22 protein-coding genes are annotated in these 24,085 nt (G+C 57.2%); 8 read left to right on the top strand and 14 right to left on the bottom strand.

Annotated features, from left to right (window positions below; translation table 11 throughout):
- Positions 1-327 carry a superoxide response transcriptional regulator SoxS gene (gene soxS, locus KW829_RS21530; protein ID WP_013095071.1) on the bottom strand — a complete coding sequence of 109 codons (327 nt, stop codon included), beginning with the start codon at positions 325-327 and terminating at the stop codon, positions 1-3.
- Positions 328-425: 98 nt separating this feature from the next.
- Between soxS and soxR the strand changes: the two genes are divergently transcribed.
- The 4 genes from soxR (at position 426) to KW829_RS21510 (ending at position 5,377) form a co-directional block, all read left to right on the top strand.
- On the top strand, positions 426-884 hold the full coding sequence (gene soxR, locus KW829_RS21525) for a redox-sensitive transcriptional activator SoxR (protein ID WP_089598624.1): 459 nt from the start codon (positions 426-428) through the stop codon (positions 882-884).
- A 374-nt stretch (positions 885-1,258) separates the two neighbouring features.
- Positions 1,259-1,930, top strand: coding sequence for a glutathione S-transferase family protein (locus tag KW829_RS21520; protein ID WP_120159813.1), 672 nt, complete (start codon positions 1,259-1,261; stop codon positions 1,928-1,930).
- A 298-nt stretch (positions 1,931-2,228) separates the two neighbouring features.
- Positions 2,229-3,578, top strand: coding sequence for a guanine/hypoxanthine transporter GhxP (ghxP, locus tag KW829_RS21515; protein WP_042719170.1), 1,350 nt, complete (start codon positions 2,229-2,231; stop codon positions 3,576-3,578).
- Between the two features lie 152 nt (positions 3,579-3,730).
- Entirely contained in the window at positions 3,731-5,377 is a 1,647-nt protein-coding gene (locus KW829_RS21510) for a Na+/H+ antiporter (RefSeq protein WP_042719168.1), read from the top strand.
- A gap of 75 nt (positions 5,378-5,452) precedes the next feature.
- Here the strand turns inward: KW829_RS21510 and KW829_RS21505 are convergent, their stop codons facing one another.
- Positions 5,453-6,340 (bottom strand): LysR family transcriptional regulator, encoded by an 888-nt coding sequence (locus tag KW829_RS21505; RefSeq protein WP_214606307.1) that lies wholly within the window; start codon positions 6,338-6,340, stop codon positions 5,453-5,455.
- Between the two features lie 102 nt (positions 6,341-6,442).
- Between KW829_RS21505 and KW829_RS21500 the strand changes: the two genes are divergently transcribed.
- The gene (locus KW829_RS21500) at positions 6,443-6,853 is read left to right on the top strand and encodes a CidA/LrgA family protein (RefSeq protein ID WP_059312929.1); all 411 of its coding nucleotides are present in this window, start codon (positions 6,443-6,445) and stop codon (positions 6,851-6,853) included.
- On the top strand, positions 6,846-7,535 hold the full coding sequence (locus KW829_RS21495) for an LrgB family protein (protein WP_089598627.1): 690 nt from the start codon (positions 6,846-6,848) through the stop codon (positions 7,533-7,535). The genes KW829_RS21500 and KW829_RS21495 overlap by 8 nt, the downstream gene beginning before the upstream one ends.
- 32 nt (positions 7,536-7,567) lie before the next feature.
- Here KW829_RS21495 and actP read toward each other — a convergent pair whose 3' ends face one another.
- The 3 genes from actP to acs form a co-directional block, all read right to left on the bottom strand.
- Positions 7,568-9,217, bottom strand: coding sequence for a cation/acetate symporter ActP (gene actP / locus KW829_RS21490; protein WP_218309045.1), 1,650 nt, complete (start codon positions 9,215-9,217; stop codon positions 7,568-7,570).
- Complete coding sequence (locus KW829_RS21485; protein ID WP_218309044.1) at positions 9,214-9,528, bottom strand: DUF485 domain-containing protein; 315 nt, start codon at positions 9,526-9,528, stop codon at positions 9,214-9,216. The genes actP and KW829_RS21485 overlap by 4 nt, the downstream gene beginning before the upstream one ends.
- Before the next feature lie 134 nt (positions 9,529-9,662).
- Positions 9,663-11,621 carry an acetate--CoA ligase gene (gene acs, locus KW829_RS21480; protein WP_218309043.1) on the bottom strand — a complete coding sequence of 653 codons (1,959 nt, stop codon included), beginning with the start codon at positions 11,619-11,621 and terminating at the stop codon, positions 9,663-9,665.
- A gap of 423 nt (positions 11,622-12,044) precedes the next feature.
- Here acs and gltP point away from each other — a divergent pair, with 423 nt between their 5' ends.
- Positions 12,045-13,358, top strand: a complete 1,314-nt coding sequence (gene gltP / locus KW829_RS21475; RefSeq protein WP_089598629.1) for a glutamate/aspartate:proton symporter GltP — start codon at positions 12,045-12,047, stop codon at positions 13,356-13,358.
- 80 nt (positions 13,359-13,438) lie between these two features.
- On the opposite strand, the gene KW829_RS21470 is transcribed toward gltP, so the two are convergent.
- The 3 genes from KW829_RS21470 to fdhF form a co-directional block, all read right to left on the bottom strand.
- The gene (locus KW829_RS21470) at positions 13,439-14,113 is read right to left on the bottom strand and encodes a tetratricopeptide repeat protein (RefSeq protein ID WP_218309042.1); all 675 of its coding nucleotides are present in this window, start codon (positions 14,111-14,113) and stop codon (positions 13,439-13,441) included.
- A 121-nt stretch (positions 14,114-14,234) separates the two neighbouring features.
- Positions 14,235-14,387, bottom strand: coding sequence for a Hok/Gef family protein (locus tag KW829_RS21465; protein WP_042719158.1), 153 nt, complete (start codon positions 14,385-14,387; stop codon positions 14,235-14,237).
- 322 nt (positions 14,388-14,709) lie between these two features.
- Positions 14,710-16,857: a formate dehydrogenase subunit alpha gene (gene fdhF, locus KW829_RS21460; protein ID WP_218309040.1), complete on the bottom strand. Its 2,148-nt coding sequence runs from the start codon at positions 16,855-16,857 to the stop codon at positions 14,710-14,712.
- A gap of 256 nt (positions 16,858-17,113) precedes the next feature.
- Between fdhF and KW829_RS21455 the strand changes: the two genes are divergently transcribed.
- Entirely contained in the window at positions 17,114-17,845 is a 732-nt protein-coding gene (locus tag KW829_RS21455; RefSeq protein ID WP_218309039.1) for a response regulator, read from the top strand.
- Here the strand turns inward: KW829_RS21455 and KW829_RS21450 are convergent.
- The 6 genes from KW829_RS21450 to KW829_RS21425 form a co-directional block, all read right to left on the bottom strand.
- Positions 17,842-18,846 (bottom strand): carbohydrate kinase family protein, encoded by a 1,005-nt coding sequence (locus KW829_RS21450; RefSeq protein WP_218309038.1) that lies wholly within the window; start codon positions 18,844-18,846, stop codon positions 17,842-17,844. The genes KW829_RS21455 and KW829_RS21450 overlap by 4 nt on opposite strands.
- Positions 18,846-19,706, bottom strand: coding sequence for a ketose 1,6-bisphosphate aldolase (locus KW829_RS21445; protein WP_042719153.1), 861 nt, complete (start codon positions 19,704-19,706; stop codon positions 18,846-18,848). Before KW829_RS21445 ends, KW829_RS21450 begins: the two co-directional genes overlap by 1 nt.
- A gap of 10 nt (positions 19,707-19,716) precedes the next feature.
- The gene (locus tag KW829_RS21440) at positions 19,717-20,403 is read right to left on the bottom strand and encodes a D-lyxose/D-mannose family sugar isomerase (RefSeq protein ID WP_172701658.1); all 687 of its coding nucleotides are present in this window, start codon (positions 20,401-20,403) and stop codon (positions 19,717-19,719) included.
- Positions 20,404-20,492: 89 nt separating this feature from the next.
- Positions 20,493-21,434, bottom strand: a complete 942-nt coding sequence (locus KW829_RS21435) for an ABC transporter substrate-binding protein (RefSeq protein WP_021242935.1) — start codon at positions 21,432-21,434, stop codon at positions 20,493-20,495.
- A 32-nt stretch (positions 21,435-21,466) separates the two neighbouring features.
- Positions 21,467-22,462, bottom strand: a complete 996-nt coding sequence (locus KW829_RS21430; RefSeq protein ID WP_042719147.1) for a ribose ABC transporter permease — start codon at positions 22,460-22,462, stop codon at positions 21,467-21,469.
- Positions 22,459-23,979, bottom strand: a complete 1,521-nt coding sequence (locus KW829_RS21425) for a sugar ABC transporter ATP-binding protein (RefSeq protein WP_089598635.1) — start codon at positions 23,977-23,979, stop codon at positions 22,459-22,461. Before KW829_RS21425 ends, KW829_RS21430 begins: the two co-directional genes overlap by 4 nt.
- Positions 23,980-24,085 lie beyond the last annotated feature (106 nt).

Genomic DNA, 24,085 nt, shown 5'->3' with positions numbered 1-24,085 from the left:
TTAATTCAACTGGTGGCGGTAATCGCTCGGCGTGCGGTCAAATTCACGGCGAAACACGCGGGAAAAGGTTTGTTGCGAGACATAACCCAGATCCATTGCGATATCAAAAATAGGCCGCTGCGTCGAACGTAGCGCCTGCGCTGCCAGCAGCAGTCTGCGCTGGCGAATGTACTCACCCAGCGTCTGATGCATGACGGTGCGGAACATTCTCTGTAAATACCATTTCGAATAGCCCGATTTTTTAGCGACCACATCAATGTTCAACGGTTGGTCGATATGTTCATCAATCCATTCAATAAGCGTCTGAATAATTTGCTGATGCGACATAAGGTTGCCCCTCTGTAGATACATCTATCCTGGTGGATTCGTCGTTTTCTCTGCGGGGGAGTATAATTCCTCAAGTTAACTTGAGGTAAAGAGGTTTTATGGAAAAGAGATTGCCGCGAATTAAAGCGCTCTTAACCCCCGGTGAAGTGGCAAAGCGCAGCGGCGTTGCGGTGTCGGCGCTCCACTTCTATGAAAGCAAAGGGTTAATTAAGAGTATCCGTAATGCCGGAAACCAGCGGCGTTACACCCGCGACGTGCTCCGCTATGTGGCGATTATCAAAATTGCGCAACGAATCGGAATCCCCCTGGCCACCATCGGCGATGCGTTTGGCGTGCTGCCGGAAGGACACACGCTTAGCCCGAAAGAGTGGAAAGAGCTGTCGTCCCAGTGGCGTGAAGAGCTGGACCGACGCATTCACACACTGGTAGTGCTGCGTGACGAACTGGATGGCTGTATTGGCTGTGGGTGTTTATCGCGCAGCGACTGCCCGTTGCGTAACCCCGGCGACAGGCTGGGCGAGCAGGGAACGGGCGCGCGGTTGCTGGAGGAGGATTGAACGTGCATGTAGCCCATTCGCCGGGTGGCGCTTCGCTTACCCGGCCTACCAAACCGTCAAATGTAGGCCGGGTAAGGCGCAGCCGCCACCCGGCAAAACCCCGCATACATAAAGAACTAAAGCGCCACAAAGGGCGCTTTAGTTTTTCCCGGTCTTTGTCTTTCTCTCTATCCCGCTGGTTCACGGGAGGGTTTCCCCCGACATCAGCACCCCTCATGTCGAGCAAGTTGGGGAGGTTCCGGTTTGTGCTGACACTTTAATTCTATGCAAGACCCCGATTTTCGCCAGCGTGGAGGGTTTCTTTTTAGCCAAAATTTTTTCGCGATGTTGTTCGATTTTCTATAGTTAGAAAGTATGAATTACAGGAGACAATCATGCTCACGGTACATCACCTTAACCAGTCACGCTCGCACCGCGTGATCTGGGCGCTGGAAGAACTTGCCCTGCCTTATGAGATTGTTCATTACCAGCGTGAAAAAACCATGCTGGCGCCTGAGTCTCTCAAAAAAGTGCATCCGCTGGGCAAATCACCGGTCATTGAAGACAACGGGCTGATCCTTGCCGAGTCCGGTGCCATTCTGGAGTATCTCCAGGAAACCTACGACGCAGAATCGCACCTTAAACCGCGGGATCCTGCCCACAAGGTGCAATATCGTTTCTGGCTGCACTACGCAGAAGGTTCGCTTATGCCATTGCTGTTAATGAAGCTGGTTTTTAACAGCCTGGGCAAACCCCCCGTGCCGTTTGGGATGCGCACGCTGGGGAAAGCGCTGGGGCAGGGAGTACAAAAAGCTTACCTCAACCGCCAGCTGGAAACCCATGCGCGTTATATCGAATCGCACCTTTCAGAGAACAGTTGGTTTGCCGGTGACACGCTCAGCATGGCCGATATTCAGATGAGTTTCCCGATCTTTGCCCTGCTGGCGCGCGGCGGCGTCGAAAACCTCCCGCATACTCATGCCTGGAAGAAAAAGGTCGAAAATCGCCCCGGCTGGCAAAAAACGCTGGAACAGGGCGGGCCGCTCACTATCCCTGGCGAAGGGTGAAATGTAACTAAATTGCGCATAGACGATAACGTTTGCGCATCGTCTGTTTATTTCTTCATCGTCATAAGTGAATTTTAGCGAAAAACGAGAAAGTTCAGTTGAAAAGGGCGGGGATTAGGCTAGATAATCGTTTGCCTTAATTTGACCACCCGTTTCGTAAGCGCGGAGCTAAACGTTTGCTTTTTTTGTGACGCCCCTTTTGTCGCAAACGCAAGATATGGATTTGACGTTATAGCTGGCAGTGGCGTCTCCACCACGCTTATGGACGTTCTATAAAAACTCTCAGGGGATGTTTTCTATGTCTACGCCATCTGCGCGTACCGGCGGTTCGCTTGACGCCATCTTTAAAATTTCTGCTCGCGGCAGCACCGTGCGCCAGGAAGTCGTTGCGGGTCTGACGACGTTTCTGGCGATGGTGTACTCCGTCATCGTTGTACCGGGCATGTTGGGCAAAGCGGGCTTCCCGCCTGCGGCTGTCTTTGTTGCCACCTGTCTCGTGGCCGGTGTTGGCTCTATCGTGATGGGCCTGTGGGCGAACCTGCCGCTGGCAATCGGCTGTGCCATCTCTCTGACCGCGTTCACCGCGTTCAGCCTGGTGCTGGGTCAGCACATCAGCGTGCCCGTTGCGCTCGGTGCCGTGTTCCTGATGGGCGTGCTGTTTACCGTGATTTCCGCAACCGGCATCCGTAGCTGGATTTTGCGCAACCTGCCGCAGGGCGTGGCGCACGGTACGGGTATCGGTATCGGCCTGTTCCTGCTGCTGATCGCCGCGAACGGCGTGGGCCTGGTGATCAAGAACCCGCTGGACGGCCTGCCGGTGGCGCTGGGTCACTTCGCCAGCTTCCCGGTGATCATGTCCCTGATTGGTCTGGCGGTGATTATCGGTCTGGAAAAACTGAAAGTGCCGGGCGGCATTCTGCTGACTATTATTGGCGTTTCTATTGTTGGCCTGATCTTCGACCCGACCGTGCACTTCTCCGGTATCTTCGCCATGCCGTCCCTGAGCGATGACAAAGGCAACTCCCTGATTGGCAGCCTGGATATTGTCGGCGCGCTGAACCCGGTGATCCTGCCAAGCGTGCTGGCGCTGGTGATGACAGCCGTGTTTGACGCGACCGGTACCATTCGCGCGGTGGCCGGTCAGGCAAACCTGCTGGATAAAGACGGTCAGATTATCGACGGTGGCAAAGCGCTGACGACCGACTCCCTGAGCAGCGTTTTCTCTGGTCTGGTGGGCGCGGCGCCTGCGGCGGTGTACATCGAGTCCGCAGCGGGTACGGCAGCAGGCGGTAAAACCGGTCTGACGGCAATCACCGTCGGCGTGCTGTTCCTGCTGATCCTGTTCCTCTCTCCGCTCTCTTATCTGGTCCCGGCTTATGCGACCGCACCTGCGCTGATGTACGTCGGCCTGCTGATGCTGAGCAACGTGGCGAAAATCGATTTTGCGGACTTCGTGGACGCGATGTCCGGCCTGATCACCGCAGTCTTTATCGTGCTGACCTGCAACATCGTGACCGGCATTATGATCGGTTTCGCTTCGCTGGTGATTGGTCGTCTGGTCTCGGGTGAATGGCGCAAGCTGAATATCGGCACTGTCGTTATCGCTATCGCACTGGTGGCGTTCTACGCGGGCGGCTGGGCAATCTAAGTTATCCATTGATGCGAAAACGGGTGGCTCAGGCCGCCCGTTTTTATTTTCAGGACTCATCCCGTTGCCTTTTGCGTTACTCTGGAGAAGATAGAATAAAAGGCACGACGCCTTAGGTTTGGCTTATAAGCAACACAGCAAACAGGGAACGCATGGAAATCTTCTTCACAATACTCATCATGACCCTTGTGGTCTCGCTATCCGGGGTGGTTACACGCGTACTACCCTTTCAAATTCCCCTGCCATTAATGCAAATTGCCATCGGTGCGCTGCTGGCGTGGCCGACGTTTGGCCTGCACGTTGAGTTCGATCCGGAACTGTTCCTCGTGCTGTTTATCCCGCCGCTGCTGTTTGCCGATGGCTGGAAAACGCCCACGCGCGAATTCCTCGAACACGGGCGAGAGATCTTCGGTCTGGCGCTGGCGCTGGTGGTCGTTACCGTGGTCGGGATTGGTTTCCTGATCTACTGGATGGTGCCGGGCATTCCGTTAATCCCTGCCTTTGCGCTGGCCGCCGTGCTGTCGCCAACCGATGCCGTGGCGCTTTCCGGCATTGTGGGCGAAGGCCGTATTCCGAAGAAAATCATGGGCATTTTGCAGGGCGAGGCGCTGATGAACGACGCCTCCGGCCTGGTGGCCCTGAAGTTTGCCGTGGCGGTAGCCATGGGCACCATGGTCTTTACCGTTGGCGGTGCGACTCTGGAGTTCTTTAAGGTGGCGATTGGCGGCATTCTGGCTGGCTTCGTGGTGAGCTGGCTGTACGGTCGCTCCTTGCGCTTCCTCAGCCGCTGGGGCGGTGATGAACCTGCAACGCAAATCGTTCTGCTGTTCCTGCTGCCGTTTGCTTCCTACCTGATTGCTGAACACATCGGCGTGTCGGGCATTCTGGCGGCGGTGGCGGCAGGGATGACCATCACCCGCTCCGGCGTGATGCGCCGTGCGCCGCTGGCGATGCGCCTGCGCGCCAACAGCACCTGGGCGATGCTCGAATTCGTGTTTAACGGCATGGTATTTCTGCTGTTGGGCCTGCAGTTGCCCGGCATTCTGGAGACCTCGCTGGTGGCGGCTGAGGCCGATCCGAACGTTGAAACCTGGCTGCTGTTCACCGATATCGTGCTGATCTACATGGCGCTGATGCTGGTGCGTTTTGGCTGGCTGTGGACGATGAAGAAGTTCAGCGTGCGCTTCCTGACCAAAAAGCCGATGGAGTTCGGTTCATGGTCAACGCGTGAGCTGCTGATTGCCTCGTTTGCGGGCGTGCGCGGGGCGATCACCCTTGCTGGTGTGCTCTCTATTCCACTGCTGTTACCGACGGGAGATGTTTTCCCGGCACGCTACGAGCTGGTATTCCTGGCGGCAGGCGTCATTCTGTTCTCGCTGTTTGTCGGCGTGATTATGCTGCCGATTTTACTCCAGCATATTGATGTCGGTGATTCGACCCAGCAGCATAAAGAAGAACGTATTGCGCGGGCGGCTACCGCTGAAGTGGCAATTGTCGCCATCCAGAAAATGGAAGAACGCCTGGCCGCGGATGCGGAAGAGAACATCGATAATCAGCTGCTGACGGAAGTGAGTTCCCGCGTGATTGGTAACTTGCGTCGTCGGGCCGACGGGCGTAACGACGTGGAAAGCTCGCTGCAGGAGGAGAACCTGGAGCGCCGGTTCCGCCTGGCGGCGCTGCGCTCAGAGCGTGCCGAGCTTTATCACCTGCGCGCCACGCGGCAGATCAGCAACGAAACGCTGCAAAAGCTGCTGCACGATCTGGACCTGCTGGAAGCGCTGTTGATAGAGAATCAGTAGCGCTGTTTTTGCCCGGTGGCGCTGCGCTTACCGGGCCTACGTGCTCGATCGGTTCCCTCTCCCTGTGGAAGAGGGTTAGGGTGAGGGGATCCAAAACCCCTCACAACACTGCAACCACGCCTGCGCGCTGTGCGACAGATACACCCCTTCTCGCCAGATCATCCCTAGCTGCCAGTGCAGGTCGCTCTCCAGCGGGATCCAGCGTAGCGTGTTTTTATCCAGCCGCTCGCAGATAGGCTGCGGCAGAATGGCAATCCCCACGCCTGCCTGTACCATCGCCGCCAGGAAATCCCACTGGCCGCTGCGTACCGCGATGCGGGGCTTGACGTTGTGTTGATTAAACAGCGCCATCAGCTGGCGGCTGAGGGCGAAATCTTCGTTGTAAATCAGCAGAGGGTGCTCGCCGAGCAGTTCGGGCTTCACCGAGTCTATCTTCAGCCATTCACCGGAGCGGGGCACCAGCACGCACAGCGGGTGGCTAAAGAGCGGCAGCGTCGCCAGTCCGCTCTCCTCCTCAACGGGAAGGGCGGTCATCGCCACGTCCAAATCGCCGTTGGTGACCGCCTGCTGAACGGTTAAGCCGCCAAATTCTGAAATTTTCAGCTCAACGCCGGGATAACGCTGGCGGAACAGGCTAATCGGCCCGGCCATCATCATCCCCACCATCGGTGGAATGCCGAGGCGCAGCACCCCTTTCGTCAGGTGGTTGATGTCGCCCAGCTCCGCCTCCAGCTGGCGGAACTCAGCCAGAATCGCCAGCCCGCGCTCGAACACCACGCGTCCGGTGTCGGTCAGCAACAGCTTGCGCCCGTCGCGGATCAGCAGAGTACAGTTCAGCTCGTCTTCGAGGTTTTTCAGCATCTTGCTGATGGTAGGCTGGGTAACGAACAACTTCTCCGCTGCGCGGGTAAAACTTTGCTGGCGAACCACTTCGACAAAATAGCGCAGCGTTCTTATGTCCATGATTATTCCTCGAAACTATACCTTCGATGATTTTAATTCATTTCAGTCCACACCGTGCGGTCTCTATACTGGCGCCTCGTCTCATTTTTGAGGAAACCCTCCATGGCCGTGGCGTTAAGCCGTGTTACGCCTGCCGTTGTGCAACGACTCCAGGTACCGGTTCAGGTACTGCTCTACGCGGGACTGTTTGTTTTCGCTGAATATCTCGTCGGTTGGCTGCATCTGCCGCTGCCTGCGAATCTTGTCGGTATGCTGCTGATGCTGACGCTTATTCTCTGTCGCGTGATCCCCCTTAACTGGGTACGCGCCGGGGCGCGCTGGCTGCTGGCGGAGATGCTGCTGTTCTTTGTCCCTGCCGTAGTAGCGGTAGTGAATTACGCGCAGCTGCTGATGGTCGACGGATGGCGCATCTTTGCGGTCATCGCGTTAAGCACGCTGATGGTGCTGGGGGCGACCGCCTGGGTGGTGGATAAAGTGTATCGCTTTGAAATCAGCAGGCAGAAGCATGACTAACTTTCAGATTAGCGTGCTGTGCCTGGTTGCCACGCTAATTATCTACTTTGCCAATAAGCGACTGTACCGCCGCTTTCACGCCCTGCCGCTAATGCCGCTGGTCTTCACGCCGATCCTGCTGGTACTGATGCTGGTCTTCGGCCATATCTCCTGGCAGAACTACATTGGTGAATCCCACTGGCTGTTGTGGCTGCTTGGCCCGGCGACCATCGCTTTTGCCGTCCCCGTTTACGACAACCTGGCGATTATCAAACGTCACTGGATGTCGCTCAGCGCAGGTGTGATCACCGCCACGGTGGTCGCAGTGTGCAGTTCTGTCTGGCTGGCACGGCTGTTTACCTTGTCCGATGAAATTCAGCGCAGCCTCGCCGTGCGCTCGGTGACCACGCCGTTTGCGCTGGCGGCGGCCAAACCGCTCGGCGGGCAGCCGGATCTGGTGGCGCTGTTTGTGGTGGTGACGGGCGTGTTTGGCATGGCGGTGGGTGATGTGCTGTTCCTGCGGCTTTCCATTCGCGAAGGCATGGCGAAAGGGGCAGGGTTCGGCGCTGCGTCGCACGGCGCGGGAACGGCGCGTTCGTATGAGCTGGGTCAGCAGGAGGGCGTGGTTGCGAGCCTGGTGATGATGCTGTCGGGCGTGGTAATGGTGCTGATTGCGCCGCTGGTGGCGTGGGCGATGTTTTAAGCTCCCCGGCCAGAATGACCGGGGAGAAAGGCTTAGTGCGCGCGGCCCTGCTCGACGCCGAGACCGGTTTGTGAGCGGATAAACTGGGCGCGGAATTTCTCACGCTCCAGGTTACCCTCCGGCGAATTGTCGGTGGCCGAGAAGAACCAGATCCCGATAAACGCCACGGCAATGGAGAACAGCGCCGGGTATTCATACGGGAAGATGGCGCTTGCGTGACCGAGGATCTGCACCCAGATGGTTGGACCGAGAACCATCAGGATCACCGCCGTCAGCAGACCCAGCCAGCCGCCAATCATCGCCCCACGGGTGGTCAGTTTTGACCAGTACATGGAGAGCAGGATGATCGGGAAGTTGCAGCTTGCGGCAATCGAGAAGGCCAGCCCCACCATAAAGGCGATGTTCTGTTTCTCGAACAGGATGCCCAGCAGAATGGCGACCACGCCCAGCACCAGTACGGTGATTTTAGAGACTTTGAGCTCATCACGTTCGCTTGCCCCTTTACGGATCACGTTGGCGTAGAGGTCATGCGACACCGCAGACGCGCCTGCCAGCGTCAGCCCTGCAACCACCGCGAGGATGGTGGCGAAGGCCACGGCGGAGATAAAGCCGAGGAACAGGTTACCGCCAACCGCGTCGGCCAGGTGCACCGCCGCCATGTTGTTACCGCCAATCAACGCGCCCGCCGCGTCTTTAAACGCCGGGTTCGCCCCCACCAGCATGATCGCGCCAAAGCCGATGATAAAGGTCAGAATGTAGAAGTAACCCATAAAGCCGGTGGCATAGAAGACGCTTTTACGTGCTTCACGCGCATCGCTCACGGTAAAGAAGCGCATCAGGATATGCGGCAGACCCGCGGTGCCGAACATCAGGCCGAGACCGAGAGAGAGCGCGGATATCGGATCTTTCACCAGCCCGCCCGGGCTCATGATCGCTTCCCCTTTCGGGTGGACCGCCATCGCTTCGGTAAACAGGTTATTGAAGCTGAAGCCGACGTGTTTCATCACCATAAAGGCCATAAAGCTGGCGCCGAACAGCAGCAGGACGGCTTTGATGATCTGCACCCAGGTCGTCGCCAGCATGCCGCCAAACAGGACGTACATCACCATCAGCACGCCGACCAGCACCACCGCGACGTGGTAGTTCAGGCCAAACAGCAGTTCGATAAGCTTGCCCGCGCCCACCATCTGGGCAATCAGATACAGCGCCACCACCACCAGCGAGCCGCAGGCGGAGAGGGTGCGAATCGGCCCCTGCTTCAGGCGATAGGATGCCACGTCAGCGAAGGTGTAACGGCCCAGGTTGCGCAAGCGTTCGGCAATCAGGAACAGAATGATCGGCCAGCCGACGAGGAAGCCGAGGGAGTAGATCAAACCGTCATAGCCGGAGGTGTACACCAGCGCAGAAATCCCAAGGAACGAGGCTGCGGACATAAAGTCACCCGCAATCGCCAGCCCGTTCTGGAAACCGGTAATGTTGCCGCCTGCGGTGTAATAATCATTACGGGAGCGCACGCGTTTCGACGCCCAGTAGGTGATGTACAGCGTCAGCAGGACGAAAATCAGGAACATCACAATCGCCTGCCAGTTAGTTGGCTGGCGCTGTACTTCGCCGGTAATGGCATCCGCCGCGCTGGCGGCAAAGGGAAGTGTGGCGGCTAGCGCCGTCAGGACTCGCTTCATGACGCTTTTACCTCTTGCAGTACCGCTTTATTAAGACGATCGAATTCACCGTTCGCGCGCCAGACGTAAACGCCGGTCAGCACAAATGAAATGACAATCACGCCAATGCCGATGGGAATACCGCGCGTCACGCTGGTACCCGCGTGCAGCGGGGTGCCCAGCCAGTGCGGGGCAAAGGCGATCAGCATAATAAAGCCGACGTAGATAATCAGCATGATGATGGATAGTAAGAAGGCAAACCGTTGCCGTTTATCGACGAGCTCCCTGTAGTGCGCACTATTCTCTATCTGCTGATAAATATCGTTATTCATCACAGAAATCTCCAGAGGTAAGGTTGGTTTGTTTTATCCCCTCTCCCCTATGGGGAGAGGGTTAGGGTGAGGGGAGGAAGGTGCGGTCTGATGCCCTCACCCCGGCCCTCTCCCACGGGGAGAGGGAGAAAAAATCATGAAGGCATTGCGATGGCCTGCTTCTCTTCGAGCAGTTTGTCCACCACGCCAGGATCCGCGAGCGTTGAGGTATCACCGAGATTGCTGGTGTCCCCGGCCGCGATTTTGCGCAAGATACGACGCATGATTTTGCCGGAGCGGGTTTTCGGCAGCGAATCAGTCCAGTGCAGCACGTCCGGCGTGGCAAGCGGGCCAATCTCTTTACGGACCCAGTTGCGCACTTCGGTGTACAGCTCTGGCGACGGTTCTTCCCCGTGGTTCAGGGTGACGTACGCGTAAATCGCCTGGCCTTTGATGTTGTGCGGAATCCCCACCACGGCGGCTTCGGCAATCTTCGGATGCGACACGAGGGCTGATTCAATCTCAGCCGTGCCCAGACGGTGGCCGGAGACGTTCAGCACGTCGTCCACGCGTCCGGTTATCCAGTAATAGCCATCTTCGTCACGACGCGCGCCGTCGCCGCTGAAGTACATGTTTTTAAAGGTCGAGAAGTAGGTCTGCTCGAAGCGCTCGTGGTCGCCGAACAGAGTTCGCGCCTGACCCGGCCAGGAGTCTGTGATCACCAGGTTGCCCTCGGTGGCCCCTTCCTGCGGATTGCCTTCGTTATCCACCAGCGCAGGCTGCACGCCGAAGAACGGACGGGTTGCGGAACCCGCTTTCAGCTGGGTGGCGCCCGGCATCGGGGTGATCATAAAACCGCCGGTTTCGGTCTGCCACCAGGTGTCCATCACCGGGCATTTCTCGTTGCCGATTTTCTTCCAGTACCACTCCCAGGCTTCCGGGTTGATGGGCTCACCCACGGAACCGAGGATGCGCAATGATGAGCGGTCGGTGCCCTCGATGGCTTTGTCGCCTTCCGCCATTAACGCACGGATCGCCGTTGGCGCGGTGTAGAGAATGTTGACCTGGTGCTTGTCGACCACCTGACACATGCGCGCCGGGGTCGGCCAGTTCGGGACGCCTTCAAACATCAGCGTCGTTGCGCCGCAGGCCAGCGGGCCGTACAGCAGGTAGCTATGGCCGGTGACCCAGCCCACGTCGGCGGTACACCAGTAGATGTCGCCCGGATGGTAGTCGAAGACGTATTTGAAGGTGGTGGCCGCATAGACCAGATAGCCGCCGGTGGTGTGCAGCACACCTTTCGGTTTGCCGGTTGAGCCGGAGGTATAAAGGATGAACAGCGGGTCTTCCGCATTCATCTCTTCCGGCTGATGCTGGTCACTCGCTTTTTCAATCAGGTCGCTCCACCAGAGGTCGCGCCCTTCATTCCAGTCGATCTTGCCGCCGGTACGCTTGAGCACGATGACGTTGCTGATGGTTTTCACATTGGGGTTTTTCAGCGCTTCGTCGACGTTTTTCTTCAGGGGGATACCGCGACCGGCGCGCACGCCTTCGTCAGCGGTGATCACCAGCTTCGAGTTAGAGTCAACGATACGCCCGGCAACCGCCTCCGGTGAGAAGCCGCCGAAGATAACGGAGTGGATCGCACCGATGCGCGCGCAGGCCAGCATGGCAACCGCCGCTTCCGGTACCATCGGCATATAAATAGCAACAACGTCGCCTTTTTTAATACCCTGTTCCAGCAATACGTTGGCGAAGCGGCAGACATCGCGATGGAGTTCGTTATAGGTGATATGTTTACTCTGCGAGGCATCATCGCCTTCCCAGATAATGGCCGTTTCGTTGCCGCGCTCGGCGAGGTGGCGGTCAAGGCAGTTCGCTGCCAGGTTGAGCGTGCCGTCTTCATACCATTTAATGGAGACGTTACCCGGTGCAAAGGAGGTGTTCTTCACCTTCTGATACGGTTTGATCCAGTCAAGGATATGGCCTTGCTCACCCCAGAAGAGGTCAGGGCTGGAGATGGATTGCTGATACTTCTCGTGGTACTGCTCCGGGTTTATCAGGCAACGGTCCGCAATATTTGCGGGAATGTCGTGTTTATGGATTTGGCTCATGGCTTTTTTTCTCCGTGTAAGATGTTAATAATATGTCGCAAAAACGTTAATTGTAGGGGCTTTACAAGCTTTGTTTAGTATTTGGGCGGCAGATCACGCATTGTTTGAATAGGCTGAAAAATGAGCGAATGAAACTTTGAAGGGAAATAATTTACGCTAACGATTATTCACATTTATGTTTAAAAAAGCTTTTTTATAACAAAAGGTTATTTATTAGAATTAGGACAAACTCCCGTCATCCCCGCTTTTTCGAGTGAAATGCGTCGTTCTTTAAGGCTTGCGCAACAGGCCGCGCAAATGATACTCATACGCCGCGTTAAAAAATCCCATAAACCAACGCAACACAATTCATACCCTTTCAGTATGTCCCCATATTCATGCAGTTTGAGTGAATAAGGCGCTTCATTGAGGAAGTCAGTTTCTATGAAAAACGTTAAAGTCAGCCTTGCCTGGCAGATCTTAATCGCCCTTGTGCTGGGCATCTTGCTGGGCAGTTACCTGCATTATCATAGCGACAGCCGCGAATGGCTGATTGCGAACCTGCTTTCACCTGCAGGGGATATCTTTATTCATCTGATTAAGATGATTGTGGTACCGATTGTGATCTCGACGCTGGTGGTCGGTATTGCGGGTGTCGGTGATGCGAAGCAGTTAGGCCGCATCGGTGCGAAGACCATTCTTTATTTCGAAGTGATCACTACGGTTGCGATTATCCTCGGTATTACGCTGGCGAACGTGTTCCAGCCAGGTTCCGGGATCGATATGTCGCAGCTGGCGACGGTGGATATTTCGAAATATCAAAGCACGACCGCTGACGTCCAGAGCCACGCGCACGGCCTGATGGGTACTATTCTTTCGCTGGTGCCGACCAACATCGTGGCATCAATGGCGAAGGGCGAGATGCTGCCGATCATCTTCTTCTCTGTGCTGTTTGGTCTGGGGCTTTCTTCCCTGCCGGCGACGCACCGTGAGCCGCTGGTCACCGTGTTCCGTTCTATCTCTGAAACCATGTTTAAAGTGACCCACATGGTGATGCGTTACGCGCCGGTCGGGGTGTTCGCGCTTATTGCCGTCACCGTGGCGAACTTCGGTTTTGCCTCCCTGTGGCCGCTGGCGAAGCTGGTGATCCTGGTGCACTTCGCCATCCTGTTCTTCGCGCTGGTGGTGCTGGGCATTGTGGCGCGCCTGTGCGGGCTGAGCATCTGGATCTTGATCCGTATCCTGAAGGATGAATTGATTCTGGCGTACTCCACGGCAAGCTCTGAGAGCGTGCTGCCGCGTATCATTGAGAAGATGGAAGCCTACGGCGCGCCTGCCTCTATTACCAGCTTCGTGGTACCGACCGGCTACTCCTTTAACCTGGACGGTTCAACGTTGTACCAGAGTATCGCCGCTATCTTTATTGCGCAGCTGTACGGCATTGACCTGTCGCTGTGGCAGGAGATCGTGCTGGTGCTGACGCTGATGGTGACGTCCAAAGGTATTGCAGGCGTTCCGGGCGTCTCCTTCGTGGTGCTGCTGGCAACGCTTGGCAGCGTCGGTATTCCGCTGGAAGGTCTGGCGTTTATCGCCGGTGTTGACCGTATCCTCGACATGGCGCGTACCGCGCTGAACGTGGTGGGGAATGCCCTGGCGGTGCTGGTTATCGCCAAGTGGGAACACAAATTCGACCGCAAAAAAGCGCTGGCGTATGAACGTGAGGTGCTGGGTCGTTTTGATAAGACGGCTGACCAGTAACATCCTAAGCCCGGTGGCGCTGCGCTTACCGGGTCTACGGGTTTTGTAGGCCGGGTAAGGCGAAGCCGCCACCCGGCACGTTATTCTCCGCTTAACGCATCAAACTCTTCACATCCCGTATCAAATCCTTCCGTACAGCTCAGGTTCAACCAGTAGAGCGCTTTCTGTTTATTTGGCTTGATAAAGCCTTTCTCGCCCTGCTGGAACAGCATCCCAGCCCAGTATTCTGCGTAGCCCGTACGTGAAAGAGACGAACTGCGCTTAAACCACGCAGCTGCCTGAGCGTCATCCTGCACCACTTCCACGCCGTTGGCATAAATCAGCCCCAGCAGCAGTTGCGCATCAACCGCGGAGTCGTTGTCGATATCCTCGGTAGCCGTTTGCAGCAGTTTGATCGCCTGCGGATAGTCAGTTTTCCCCGCCTGGGTGTTCACCAGCACGCGCGCCAGCATGATTGCACCACGCTTGCTGCCCGCGATGGTTGCCTGCTGCGCCAGCGCCTTAGCTTGCGCATAATTTCCCTGGGTAAAGAGGATTTGCGAGAGCAGCCCCATGGCGTCAACATCGCCACCTTTTGCGGATTTCTCGGCCCACAGTGCCGCTTGCTTGCTGTCGCCGGAGCTAAAGTACGTATCGGCCAAATAATACTGGGCACGGGCGTCACCCGCTTCAGCCTGTTCCTTGTACTGGCTGCCAATCTCATCGGCACGAACAAGCGATGTAAAAAGTAACAACAACAGAAAAATAGGTTTCATGGGTTCTTATCATCTGGGTACATGCCGCGCAGTATAATCGCGGCGACAGAAGAAAAAAATGGGTGCATTAAGACCTCAGCATCCTACAAGCCGGGCGGAATCGTCGTTCCGCCCGCAGAGGTTAGCCTGCGTTGCAGGCTAATTTCGCCGCCACCTCCTGATGCTCACTCTTTATTGAAAACTCGCAGAGCCTGCCGCGAGTAATAAAGGTAAAGATCACTATCGTCAGGCAAATAATAAAGACGATGCCTAACGCAGTTTTTAATGGCGTCATGCCTTTTACTCCTTGTGTAAAAAAGAATAAGAGGCTACTCTCAACTTGTTGGGAGTTGAGGGAGTAGCCTCGGGTAAATGAAAATTTCCCGGGGCTTCCTACTTTCTGTCCCTCAACAATGCTCAAGACAGAAAGTCTTAAGCACCCGCCGCACATCTTATCCCTCTGAATTAAAATGCAAAGATGTAATTCTTTTTCGCACGAATTACATTATTTCTGCGAGCCGCTTTCCAGAATAATAATTGATATTTTTAATGGGTTAAGCGGAAATAAAAAGGGAGTGAATATCTCACTCCCTTTATTCATCGTTTAATTAACGGCATCAACCCATTGCGCTTTCGCGCAGTCGGGCTTTCAGCTTGTTATATTCGTCGATCACATACTGTTCCGCAGCGTGCTGATCCGCAATCGGCTCCACGTTTACGGCGCAGTATTTATACTCCGGCGTTTTGGTTATCGGGCTTAAGTTCTCCGTCACCAGCTCGTTGCAGGCGCCAATCCACCACTGGTAGGTCATATAGACCGTGCCTTTATTCGGACGGTCGCTGACCTGCGCACGGGTGATGATGCGGCCCTTACGCGAGTTCACCCACACCAGCGCTTCATCCTCAATGCCGAGGCGCTCCGCGTCGGCGGTGTTGATTTGTGCGTATCCCGGTTCGTCCGCCAGCGCCGCCAGCGCGGCGCAGTTTCCGGTCATCGAACGGCAGGAGTAGTGGCCCACTTCACGCACGGTGGAGAGCACCATCGGATACTCATCGGTGAGCTTATCGATTGGCGCGACCCAGTCGCAGGTGAAGAACTGCGCCAGCCCGTTCGGGGTGTCGAATTTCTCTTTGAAGAGGTACGACGTTCCCTGGTCGGCTTCGGACTCATCGCGACACGGCCACTGGATGTAGCCCAGCTCACCCATTTTTTCATAGGTTGCCCCATAAAAATCCGGACACAGACTGCGCAACTCGTCCCAGATCTCCTGAGTGTTGTTGTAGTGCATCGGGTAGCCCATGCGGGTGGCAATTTCACTGATAATCTGCCAGTCGGTTTTCAGATCCCACTTCGGCTCGACCGCCTTAAAGAAGCGCTGGAAGCCGCGGTCTGCCGCCGTGTAGACGCCCTCATGCTCGCCCCAGGAGGTCGACGGTAAAATCACATCCGCCGCCGCCGCGGTTTTGGTCATAAAGATATCCTGGACAATCACCAGCTCCAGATCCTCAAACCCTTTACGCACCGCAGACAGCTCGGCGTCGGTCTGGAGCGGATCTTCACCCATGATGTAGGCCGCACGCACTTCGCCGTGCGCCGCGCGGTGCGGCAGCTCGCTGATGCGATACCCGGTATGTTCCGGCAGGCTATCCACGCCCCAGGCCTTCGCGAATTTCTCGCGATTTTCCGGGAACTTGACGTACTGATAGCCCGGATAGGTGTCCGGCAGCGCGCCCATATCACAGGCACCCTGGACGTTATTCTGACCGCGCACCGGGTTCACGCCGACGTGCGCCTTGCCCAGATTGCCCGTCAGCATCGCGAGGCTGGTCAGGGAACGCACGGTTTCCACGCCCTGGTAGAACTGGGTGACGCCCATGCCCCACAGAATGGCCGCGGTTTTCGCTGCCGCGTACATGCGTGCCGCCTGGCGGATCTCCTGCGCGCTGACGCCGGTTATCGTTTCAACCGACTCTGGCGTATAGCCTTCGACAATTTTCCTATACTCTTCAAAGCCTTCCGTACGGCTTGCGACAAACGTCTGGTCGTATAGGTTCTCCTCAATAATGACGTGCCCCATTGCGTTCAGCAGCGCGATGTTCGAGCCGTTTTTTAACGCGATGTGCATATCCGCAATGCGCGCGGTTTCAATTTTGCGCGGATCGCAGACGATGATTTTCGCCCCATTCTGTTTAGCGCGAATAACGTGGTTCGCGACGATAGGGTGAGAATCCGCCGGGTTATAGCCGAAAATAAACACGAGATCGGTATTATCTATCTCGTTGATGGCATTACTCATTGCGCCGTTACCGACCGACTGGTGCAGACCTGCAACCGATGGGCCGTGTCAGACGCGAGCGCAGCAGTCGACGTTATTGGTACCAATAACGGCGCGCGCGAATTTTTGCATCACATAGTTGGTTTCATTCCCCGTCCCGCGTGAGGAGCCGGTGGTCTGAATCGCATCCGGGCCATACTTGGCCTTGATGGCGCTGAGGCGCGTGGCGACGTAATCGAGCGCCTCGCTCCAGGTGACGGCTTCCAGCTTGCCGCCGCGCTCGCGGCGGATCATAGGGGTTTTCAGGCGCGGGGTGAGGATTTGGGTATCGTTAATAAAATCCCAGCCGTAGTAACCTTTCAGGCACAGCGTGCCCTGGTTGGTTTTCCCCTGTGCGGCCTCTGCCCGGACGATTTTGCCGTTATCGACCACCAGGTGGATCTTGCAACCTGAGGCACAATAAGGGCAAACCGTGACGACTTTTTTCATCAGTCTGCTCCAGTTAATCGAATCTTTCGCACCCACTATGCAGCTTTTATGCCATGTTTTTAATGTGGGTATATTCAGACTGTACGGCTGATATGCGCGCAAAACCCTGACGAAAAACAGGCAATCGTCAAAATTGACGTGTCGAAAGGGTTACGGATGTGACATGGGTTGAAATTCCGTCACGTAAAAAACAATTTGGCTGGAGCCGACGGCAGAATGGTTCACACTTAACATAATCCCCTGACGGAAGCATACGATGAAACCGGCGATTCTGGTGGTTGATGACGATACGGCAGTGTGTGAATTGCTGCAGGACGTGCTCAGCGAGCACGTCTTTACCGTGCTCGTCTGCCATAGCGGACAGGACGCGCTGAACCGGGTACATCAGGAACCGGGTATCGCACTCGTGCTGCTGGACATGATGCTGCCGGATATCAACGGCCTGCAGGTATTACTCCAGTTGCAAAAGCAGCGGCCAGAACTACCGGTGGTCATGTTGACGGGGCTGGGCAGTGAATCAGACGTGGTCGTGGGTCTGGAGATGGGCGCCGACGATTACATTGGCAAACCGTTTAACCCGCGCGTGGTAGTTGCCCGCGTGAAAGCGGTACTGCGCCGGACGGGCGTGCTGGCAGCAGAAGCCCCCGCGCCGCGTGCGGCGGGCGTTGCTTTCAACGGCTGGACGCTGGATACCACCCGCTGCGAGCTGAGCGATCCGCAGCGTAACACCGTCCCTTTAACGCAGGGGGAGTACGGCCTGCTGCTGGCGCTCACGCAAAATGCCCGCCGGGTACTCAGCCGCGAGCAGCTGCTTGAACTCACCCACAGTGAAAGTACCGAGGTGTTCGACCGTACGATTGACGTGCTGATCATGCGCCTGCGCCGGAAGATCGAGGCTAACCCGCATCAGCCAGCGCTCATCAAAACCATCCGTGGGTTAGGTTACGTGTTTGCCACCGATGTATCCCATAGCGAGAAAGCGGCCTAGGTATTCTCTTTGATAAACAGCTGCAGCTCCTCCAGCGTTTTCGCGCCGTCAATTGCGTTGGCGGCCAGCAGGCTTGCCCGCGCGCAGGCGTGCGCCAGATAAATACTCTCGGTAAGCGACAGCGATTCATGGCAGCCGTATAAGAACCCCGCGCAAAACGCATCGCCCGCACCGACGCTGTCGATAATCTCCTCCTGCTCCAGCATCCACGACGGGATCCAGCGGCCTTGCTCACCCCGCGCTTCCCCCCATGCTCCTTCCGGGCAGTGGATCACCACCCGCTGACGAACGCCTGCCGCCAGCAGCTGCGCGGCGGCTTCAGCAATATGGGCTGTGTTCAGCGCGTCGCTGCCGTCGCGCATCTCCAGCCCGCTAAACTCCCCGGCTTCCAGCTCGTTAATAACCAGATAATCAAGATGGCGCAGGGCAGGGAGCACCAGCGGCTGGTAGCGCGGGTCGCCCTTGCGGGACACCAGGTCGAGCGAGGTTTCATACCCCTGGTCGCGCATCTGCGCCAGCAGCCGCGCGCTGCGGGTGCCGAACTCGTCATCGGGCATATCCAGGCTGTCGAGCAGTAGCAGGTAGCCGAGATGGAAGATCTTCATCGATTCGTCTAAGCGATCGAAGGCGGGAAGATCCAGCAGGCGGTTGGCGCCCGGCGAGTGGAAGAAGGTGCGCTGTCCGCTGGGATCGGTCATGACCTGCGACATGGAGGTCGGGGCAAAGGTGGTGCGCTGCACGCGCTGGCGGTTGACGTGGTACTGGTCGAGCATCGCCAGAATGTAATCCCCGTCGCCGTCTTCGCCAATCAGCCCTACCGCCTGTAGCGGCAGGCCAACGTGCATTTTCGCCAGCGTCAGCAGCACGTTGAGCGGCGCGCCGCCGGTTGAGCGTTCGCTGTGGGTGATTTCCGCCAGCCAGCCGCGCTCCGGCCACTGCACGATCTGGTGGACGTGATCCACCAGCATATTGCCTGCGGCGATGATGCCTTTGCGTTCCATTATGCCTGCCCCGCGCTGCCGAAGATGCGCATCTGTTCGGCGACCGTATCCGTTATTGCCTCTTCTATCCCCAGCAGCAGCTCGGCAAATTCATCGTACAGCGGCTGGCGGTTTGCCATGCGCTGCTCAACGGCGGCAAGCGCGGCCTGCGACATGCCGGTATAAAAGTTGATTTTATGAATGCCCAGCTCGATGGCGCGGCGGAAGTCGGCATCGCTAATCCCTGAGCCGCCGTGTAAAACCAGCGGCAGCCCCGTCTGCTGGCGAATGGCGTCCAGGCGTGGGAAATCGAGTTTCGGCTCGCCTTTGTATTTGCCGTGCGCGTTGCCGATAGCAACCGCCAGCGCGTCAATGCCGGTTGAATCGACAAATTCGCGCGCCAGCTGCGGGTCGGTAAAGAACGCTTCGTCCGCATGCCCATAAAGCGCGCCGCCTTCATCACCACCGACCGCGCCCAGTTCCGCCTCCACCGACACGCCCACCGCGTGGCACATCTTTACCACTTCCCGCGTCTGGCGAATGTTTTCCTCGTAGCTTAGCGTCGAACCGTCGAACATCACCGAGCTGAACCCTAAGCGCAGGGCGCGTACGACGGCTTCAAAATGCAGCCCGTGGTCGAGGTTAAGCACCACGGGAATGTCGTGACGAGCGGCTTCGAACTTAACCGCCTCGACAAGAGAATCCAGAGACACGTACTTAAAATGCACTTCGGCGATGTTGATGATAAACGGCGAGCGTTCCTGCTTCGCGGCGGCGAACAGCGCGCGCAGGAAGTGGGAGTCGAGCACGTTGAACGCGCCCAGCGCGTAGCGATGTTTCCGGGCGTGCTCAAGACCGTCGGCAAGAGAAATCAATGGCATCATTCACTCCTTATATCCGAAACAGGTTGTACTCGTTGCACAGCACCAACACTGCCGGTTCGTCTTCTTCGATGTTGTTATAGCGGGCAACGGGCTGCAAAAAGTGGTTATCGTGCTCGTCGTCGTTTACCGATGACACTTCGCCGACCAGCACGTCTCCGAAGCCGCGTTCGCCCCAGAAACTGTGGTACAGACCGGGCGTCAGGCAGATGCTTTCCCCGGGCAGCAGGCGCAGCTGGCTGCCGGGCGCGTGGGTCTGACGGCAGCCGTCTATCGTGACGGTCACATCCGTGTTTTCGGTTTCTTCATGCGCGCCCGCATTCCATAACTCAATAATAAGATTCCCGCCGCCCCGGTTGATGATGTCTTCTCGCTTGCGCCAGTGAAAATGCATCGGCGTGACCTGGCCGTCGCGCACGTGCATGATTTTTTCGGCATAGCCTTTTTCATAAGGCACACCGTTGGGCGAGCCGTTGCGCAGGGTAAACAGCGTTAACCCCTGTGCGGCAAAGCTGTTGCTGCCGAACGCCGTCACGTCCCAGCCGAGCTTGAGATCGAACACTTCCTGCCATGCGGCCTGGTCAAGCTGCTGCCATTTTGTGGGTGGAAAGCTGGCAAAAGGCGGGAGATGCACGTCGTGCATGGAAAAGAACTGTCGCGTGTGGCCGAGAATTTCATTGATGTCGGAGCGTTTCATGGGGACTCCTTGAGTTTTATGCCACCCCCTCACCCCGGCCCTCTCCCCGTGGGAGAGGGTTAGGGTGAGGGCATCAGGCCGCAACGAGGTTACTTAACCGTCCACCCCTTATAGGTCCCGACGTTCTTTTTATCGATCATCGTCACCGGGATCAGCACAGGCGCTTTCGGCGCAGGTTTGCCCTGTAGAATGTCATAGCCGATCTCCACCGCTTTTGCTGCCATCACCTGCGGATCCTGCGCTGGGGTCGCCACAAACAGGGAGTTTTCGCGCTTCAGTGCTTCCTCACCGTCCGGGGAACCATCCACGCCGACGATAAAGAACTCGTTGCGCTGCGCCTGTTTCGCCGCCAGATCGGCACCGATCGCGGTCGGATCGTTAATGGCGAATACGCCGTCGATCTTCGGATTGGCCGCCAGCAAAGAGGTCATGACCTCCAGACCGCCTTCACGGCTGCCCTTGGCGTTCTGGTTATCCGAGAGCACCTTGATATCCGGATGTTTTTTGAATTCTGTCTGGCAACCTTCCACGCGGTTCTGCACCGCAGAGACCGGTGGCCCGTTGATGATCACCACATTGCCTTTGCCTTTCAGGCGGTCGGTAATGTACTTACAGGCCATTTCGCCCGCCTGGGTGTTATCGGAGGTGATGGTCGCATCAGCCCCTTCCGCCGCCACGTCAACCGCAACGACCACGATCCCGGCGTCCTTCGCGCGCTTCACCGCCGGGCCAATCCCTTTGGAATCCGCAGCATTGAGAATGATCATGTCCACCTTCGCGGCGATGAAGTTATCGATCTGCGCCACCTGCTGGCCCAGATCGTAACCGCTGGAAACCAGCGTCACCTTGACGTTATCGCCAGCCAGCTTGCGCGCTTCCAGCTCGGCACCTTTGGTGATCTGCACGAAGAACGGGTTAGCCAGGTCGCCCACCGTCACGCCGATGGACTTCAGATCTTTCGCCTGCGCAAATGGTGTTGCGGCAAGCAGTGCGCCAGCACAGAGCGCGGTCACTAAGGGTTTCAAACGCATATGGTTTTCCTCGAAGCTGTAGGGTGTTGTTGTTATGCACTTTGATGGTGTCGGGTACGGTATTTGTCGATCAGCACCGCTATGATGATCACCGCCCCTTTGATCACCAGCTGCCAGAAGTAGGAGACGCCCATTAGCGTCATGCCGTTGTTGAGGGTGGCGATGATCAATGCACCCACCAGCGTGCCGGTGATCGTGCCGATCCCGCCGACGAAGCTGGTCCCGCCGAGGATCACTGCCGCAATCGCGTCAAGCTCATAACCCATACCGAGGTTGCCGTTGGCGCTGTAGAGGCGCGAGGCGCTCATCACCCCGCCAAGCCCGGAGAGTAGGCCGCTCATGCCGTAAACAAACAGCAGCACCAGCCAGACCTTGATGCCGGTCAGGCGCGCCGCCTGCATGTTGCCGCCCACCGCGTAGATGTGGACGCCCAGCGTGGTGCGGCGCAGGATGAACCAGCAAATAGCAATGACCGCCAGGGCGATCACCACCAGCCACGGAATCGGGCCGAGGTAGTTATTGCCGATCCACTCGAAGCTGATGTTGGAGTTAATCACCGTCGTGCCGTCCGCCAGCAGGTAGGCCGCCCCGCGCAGCGCCGTATAGGTCCCGAGCGTCACGATAAAGGGCGGCAGTCCGGCAAAGGCCACCAGCGCGCCGTTGAACAGGCCCAACACCATGCCGAGCATCAGCGCGGCCGGAATGGAGAGCATCGCAAATTCAGGAATAAGCGAGACCACCATCGCTGCAACCGCCGTAGTACCCAGAATCGAGCCCACGGAGAGGTCAATCCCGCCGGTTAAAATGATGAAGGTCATTCCCGCCGCCAGCACGATGTTGATCGACGCCTGGCGGGTAATATTGAGCAGGTTGCTCTCGGTGAAGAAGTTAGGGGCGATAAAGCCAAATACCGCCACAATCAGGATAAGAATCGGCAGGATACCGACCGTTTGCATCAGATCGCTCATCAGCATTTTTTTTGCGGAGGCGGATTTCGCCACCTGCTGCGGATGGGTAGGAGTTGTCATGATTGCACCGCCTGATGATGAGTGTCGTTCACGCCGGTTGCCAGCGTCATAATGTTTTCCTGAGAGATGTCGCGCCCGTGCAGTTCACCCGCGATGCTGCCTTCGCGCATCACGTACACCCGGTCGCTCATGCCCACCACTTCCGGCAGCTCGCTGGAGATCATCAAAATCGCCACTCCTTTGCGCGCCATCTGGTTCATGATGCGGTAGATCTCGCTTTTCGCGCCGACGTCCACGCCGCGCGTGGGTTCGTCCAGAATCAGAATGCGCGGGCCGATGGCCACCCATCGAGAGATCAGCAGCTTTTGCTGGTTGCCGCCGGAGAGCCCGCCCGCGCGCACCTGAGAATGCGGCACGCGGATGTTGAGCAGGGCAATGGCGTCATCGGAAATGGACTGGGCTTTTTTGCGGTTTAGCATGCCGAAGGTGGCGTCGCGCTCCAGCGTCGCCATGGTGATGTTTTCCTGGGCCGCCAGCTCCAGAAACAGCCCCTGCTCCTTGCGGTTTTCGGTGAGAAAACCGATGCCGTTATCAATGGCCGCTCGCGGGGAGTGGATCACCACCGGCTCGCCGTCCACCTCAATCATGCCGCCCGTGGCTTTGCGCACGCCGAAGATGAGCTGCGCCAGTTCGGAGCGTCCGGCCCCGACCAGGCCCGCCAGCCCGACGATTTCACCGGAACGCACCTGCAGGCTGCAGGGAAGCACTTTTTTGCCGTCAGTCAGGTGATGCACGTTGAGACGCGGGCTGCCTAACGGGATGTCGCGCTCTTTGTTGAACAGGTCGCTCAACGGGCGGCCTACCATCATGCGCACCAGCTCTGAGGCATTCAGCTTGTCGCGCGTCAGGCTGCCGACGTACTGCCCGTCGCGCAGGACGCTGACGCGGTCAGAGAGTTCATACACTTCCGCCATGCGGTGGCTGATGTAAATAATCGCCATCCCTTCGTCGCGCAGGCGCAAAATCAGTTCAAACAGGCGGTGCGTTTCCCGTGAGGAGAGGGCGGCGGTGGGTTCGTCCATCACCAGAATGCGGCTGTTGCGGTGCAGCGCACGGGCGATTTCCACCTGCTGCTGCTCGGCGATGGTCAGCTTCATCACCAGGTCGGTGGCGCTGAACTGCGCGCCGAGACGGTCAATCACCGCCTGCGCCTGGGCGGCCATCTCTTTGCGCTGCACCATCCCGCCGCGCGACAGCTCGCTGCCGAGAAAGATATTTTCGGCAACGGTCAAATTGGGCGCGAGCTGCATCTCCTGATAAATCAGGGTAATGCCTGCGGCCAGCGCATCTTTTGGGCCTTTGATATGAAAAGGTTGGCCGTCGATCAGGATTTCGCCGCTGGTGGCGGTATAGGCTCCCGCGAGGATTTTCATCAGCGTGCTTTTTCCCGCGCCGTTTTCTCCCATCAGCGCGTGGATCTCACCGGGGAAAACCGTCAAATCCACACCCTTGAGCGCGTGGAAATTACCAAACGTCTTGGCAATATTGCGCATCTCTAAAACCGGGGTTCTGCTCATGGCGGATCTCCTGCGAATGTCGATATCTGCACTTCATCACAGGTGCGTAAATGCAAAATGTCAGAAGCTGTTCATATTTGTCATAGTTATGAATAGCTAATCGCCG

It is taken from the genome of Enterobacter sp. ENT02 (assembly GCF_019219165.1).
Taxonomy (GTDB): domain Bacteria; phylum Pseudomonadota; class Gammaproteobacteria; order Enterobacterales; family Enterobacteriaceae; genus Enterobacter; species Enterobacter mori.
Note: the sequence above shows the minus strand (reverse complement) of the source record. Positions and strands in the feature narration are given on the sequence as shown.

Bases quoted from the DNA above. Each gene is read 5' to 3' on its own strand.
- soxS (WP_013095071.1), bottom strand. From the start codon at position 327: ATGTCGCATCAGCAAATTATTCAGACGCTTATTGAATGGATTGATGAA.
- soxR (WP_089598624.1), top strand. From the start codon at position 426: ATGGAAAAGAGATTGCCGCGAATTAAAGCGCTCTTAACCCCCGGTGAA.
- KW829_RS21520 (WP_120159813.1), top strand. From the start codon at position 1,259: ATGCTCACGGTACATCACCTTAACCAGTCACGCTCGCACCGCGTGATC.
- ghxP (WP_042719170.1), top strand. From the start codon at position 2,229: ATGTCTACGCCATCTGCGCGTACCGGCGGTTCGCTTGACGCCATCTTT.
- KW829_RS21510 (WP_042719168.1), top strand. From the start codon at position 3,731: ATGGAAATCTTCTTCACAATACTCATCATGACCCTTGTGGTCTCGCTA.
- KW829_RS21505 (WP_214606307.1), bottom strand. From the start codon at position 6,340: ATGGACATAAGAACGCTGCGCTATTTTGTCGAAGTGGTTCGCCAGCAA.
- KW829_RS21500 (WP_059312929.1), top strand. From the start codon at position 6,443: ATGGCCGTGGCGTTAAGCCGTGTTACGCCTGCCGTTGTGCAACGACTC.
- KW829_RS21495 (WP_089598627.1), top strand. From the start codon at position 6,846: ATGACTAACTTTCAGATTAGCGTGCTGTGCCTGGTTGCCACGCTAATT.
- actP (WP_218309045.1), bottom strand. From the start codon at position 9,217: ATGAAGCGAGTCCTGACGGCGCTAGCCGCCACACTTCCCTTTGCCGCC.
- KW829_RS21485 (WP_218309044.1), bottom strand. From the start codon at position 9,528: ATGAATAACGATATTTATCAGCAGATAGAGAATAGTGCGCACTACAGG.
- acs (WP_218309043.1), bottom strand. From the start codon at position 11,621: ATGAGCCAAATCCATAAACACGACATTCCCGCAAATATTGCGGACCGT.
- gltP (WP_089598629.1), top strand. From the start codon at position 12,045: ATGAAAAACGTTAAAGTCAGCCTTGCCTGGCAGATCTTAATCGCCCTT.
- KW829_RS21470 (WP_218309042.1), bottom strand. From the start codon at position 14,113: ATGAAACCTATTTTTCTGTTGTTGTTACTTTTTACATCGCTTGTTCGT.
- KW829_RS21465 (WP_042719158.1), bottom strand. From the start codon at position 14,387: ATGACGCCATTAAAAACTGCGTTAGGCATCGTCTTTATTATTTGCCTG.
- KW829_RS21455 (WP_218309039.1), top strand. From the start codon at position 17,114: ATGAAACCGGCGATTCTGGTGGTTGATGACGATACGGCAGTGTGTGAA.
- KW829_RS21450 (WP_218309038.1), bottom strand. From the start codon at position 18,846: ATGGAACGCAAAGGCATCATCGCCGCAGGCAATATGCTGGTGGATCAC.
- KW829_RS21445 (WP_042719153.1), bottom strand. From the start codon at position 19,706: ATGCCATTGATTTCTCTTGCCGACGGTCTTGAGCACGCCCGGAAACAT.
- KW829_RS21440 (WP_172701658.1), bottom strand. From the start codon at position 20,403: ATGAAACGCTCCGACATCAATGAAATTCTCGGCCACACGCGACAGTTC.
- KW829_RS21435 (WP_021242935.1), bottom strand. From the start codon at position 21,434: ATGCGTTTGAAACCCTTAGTGACCGCGCTCTGTGCTGGCGCACTGCTT.
- KW829_RS21430 (WP_042719147.1), bottom strand. From the start codon at position 22,462: ATGACAACTCCTACCCATCCGCAGCAGGTGGCGAAATCCGCCTCCGCA.
- KW829_RS21425 (WP_089598635.1), bottom strand. From the start codon at position 23,979: ATGAGCAGAACCCCGGTTTTAGAGATGCGCAATATTGCCAAGACGTTT.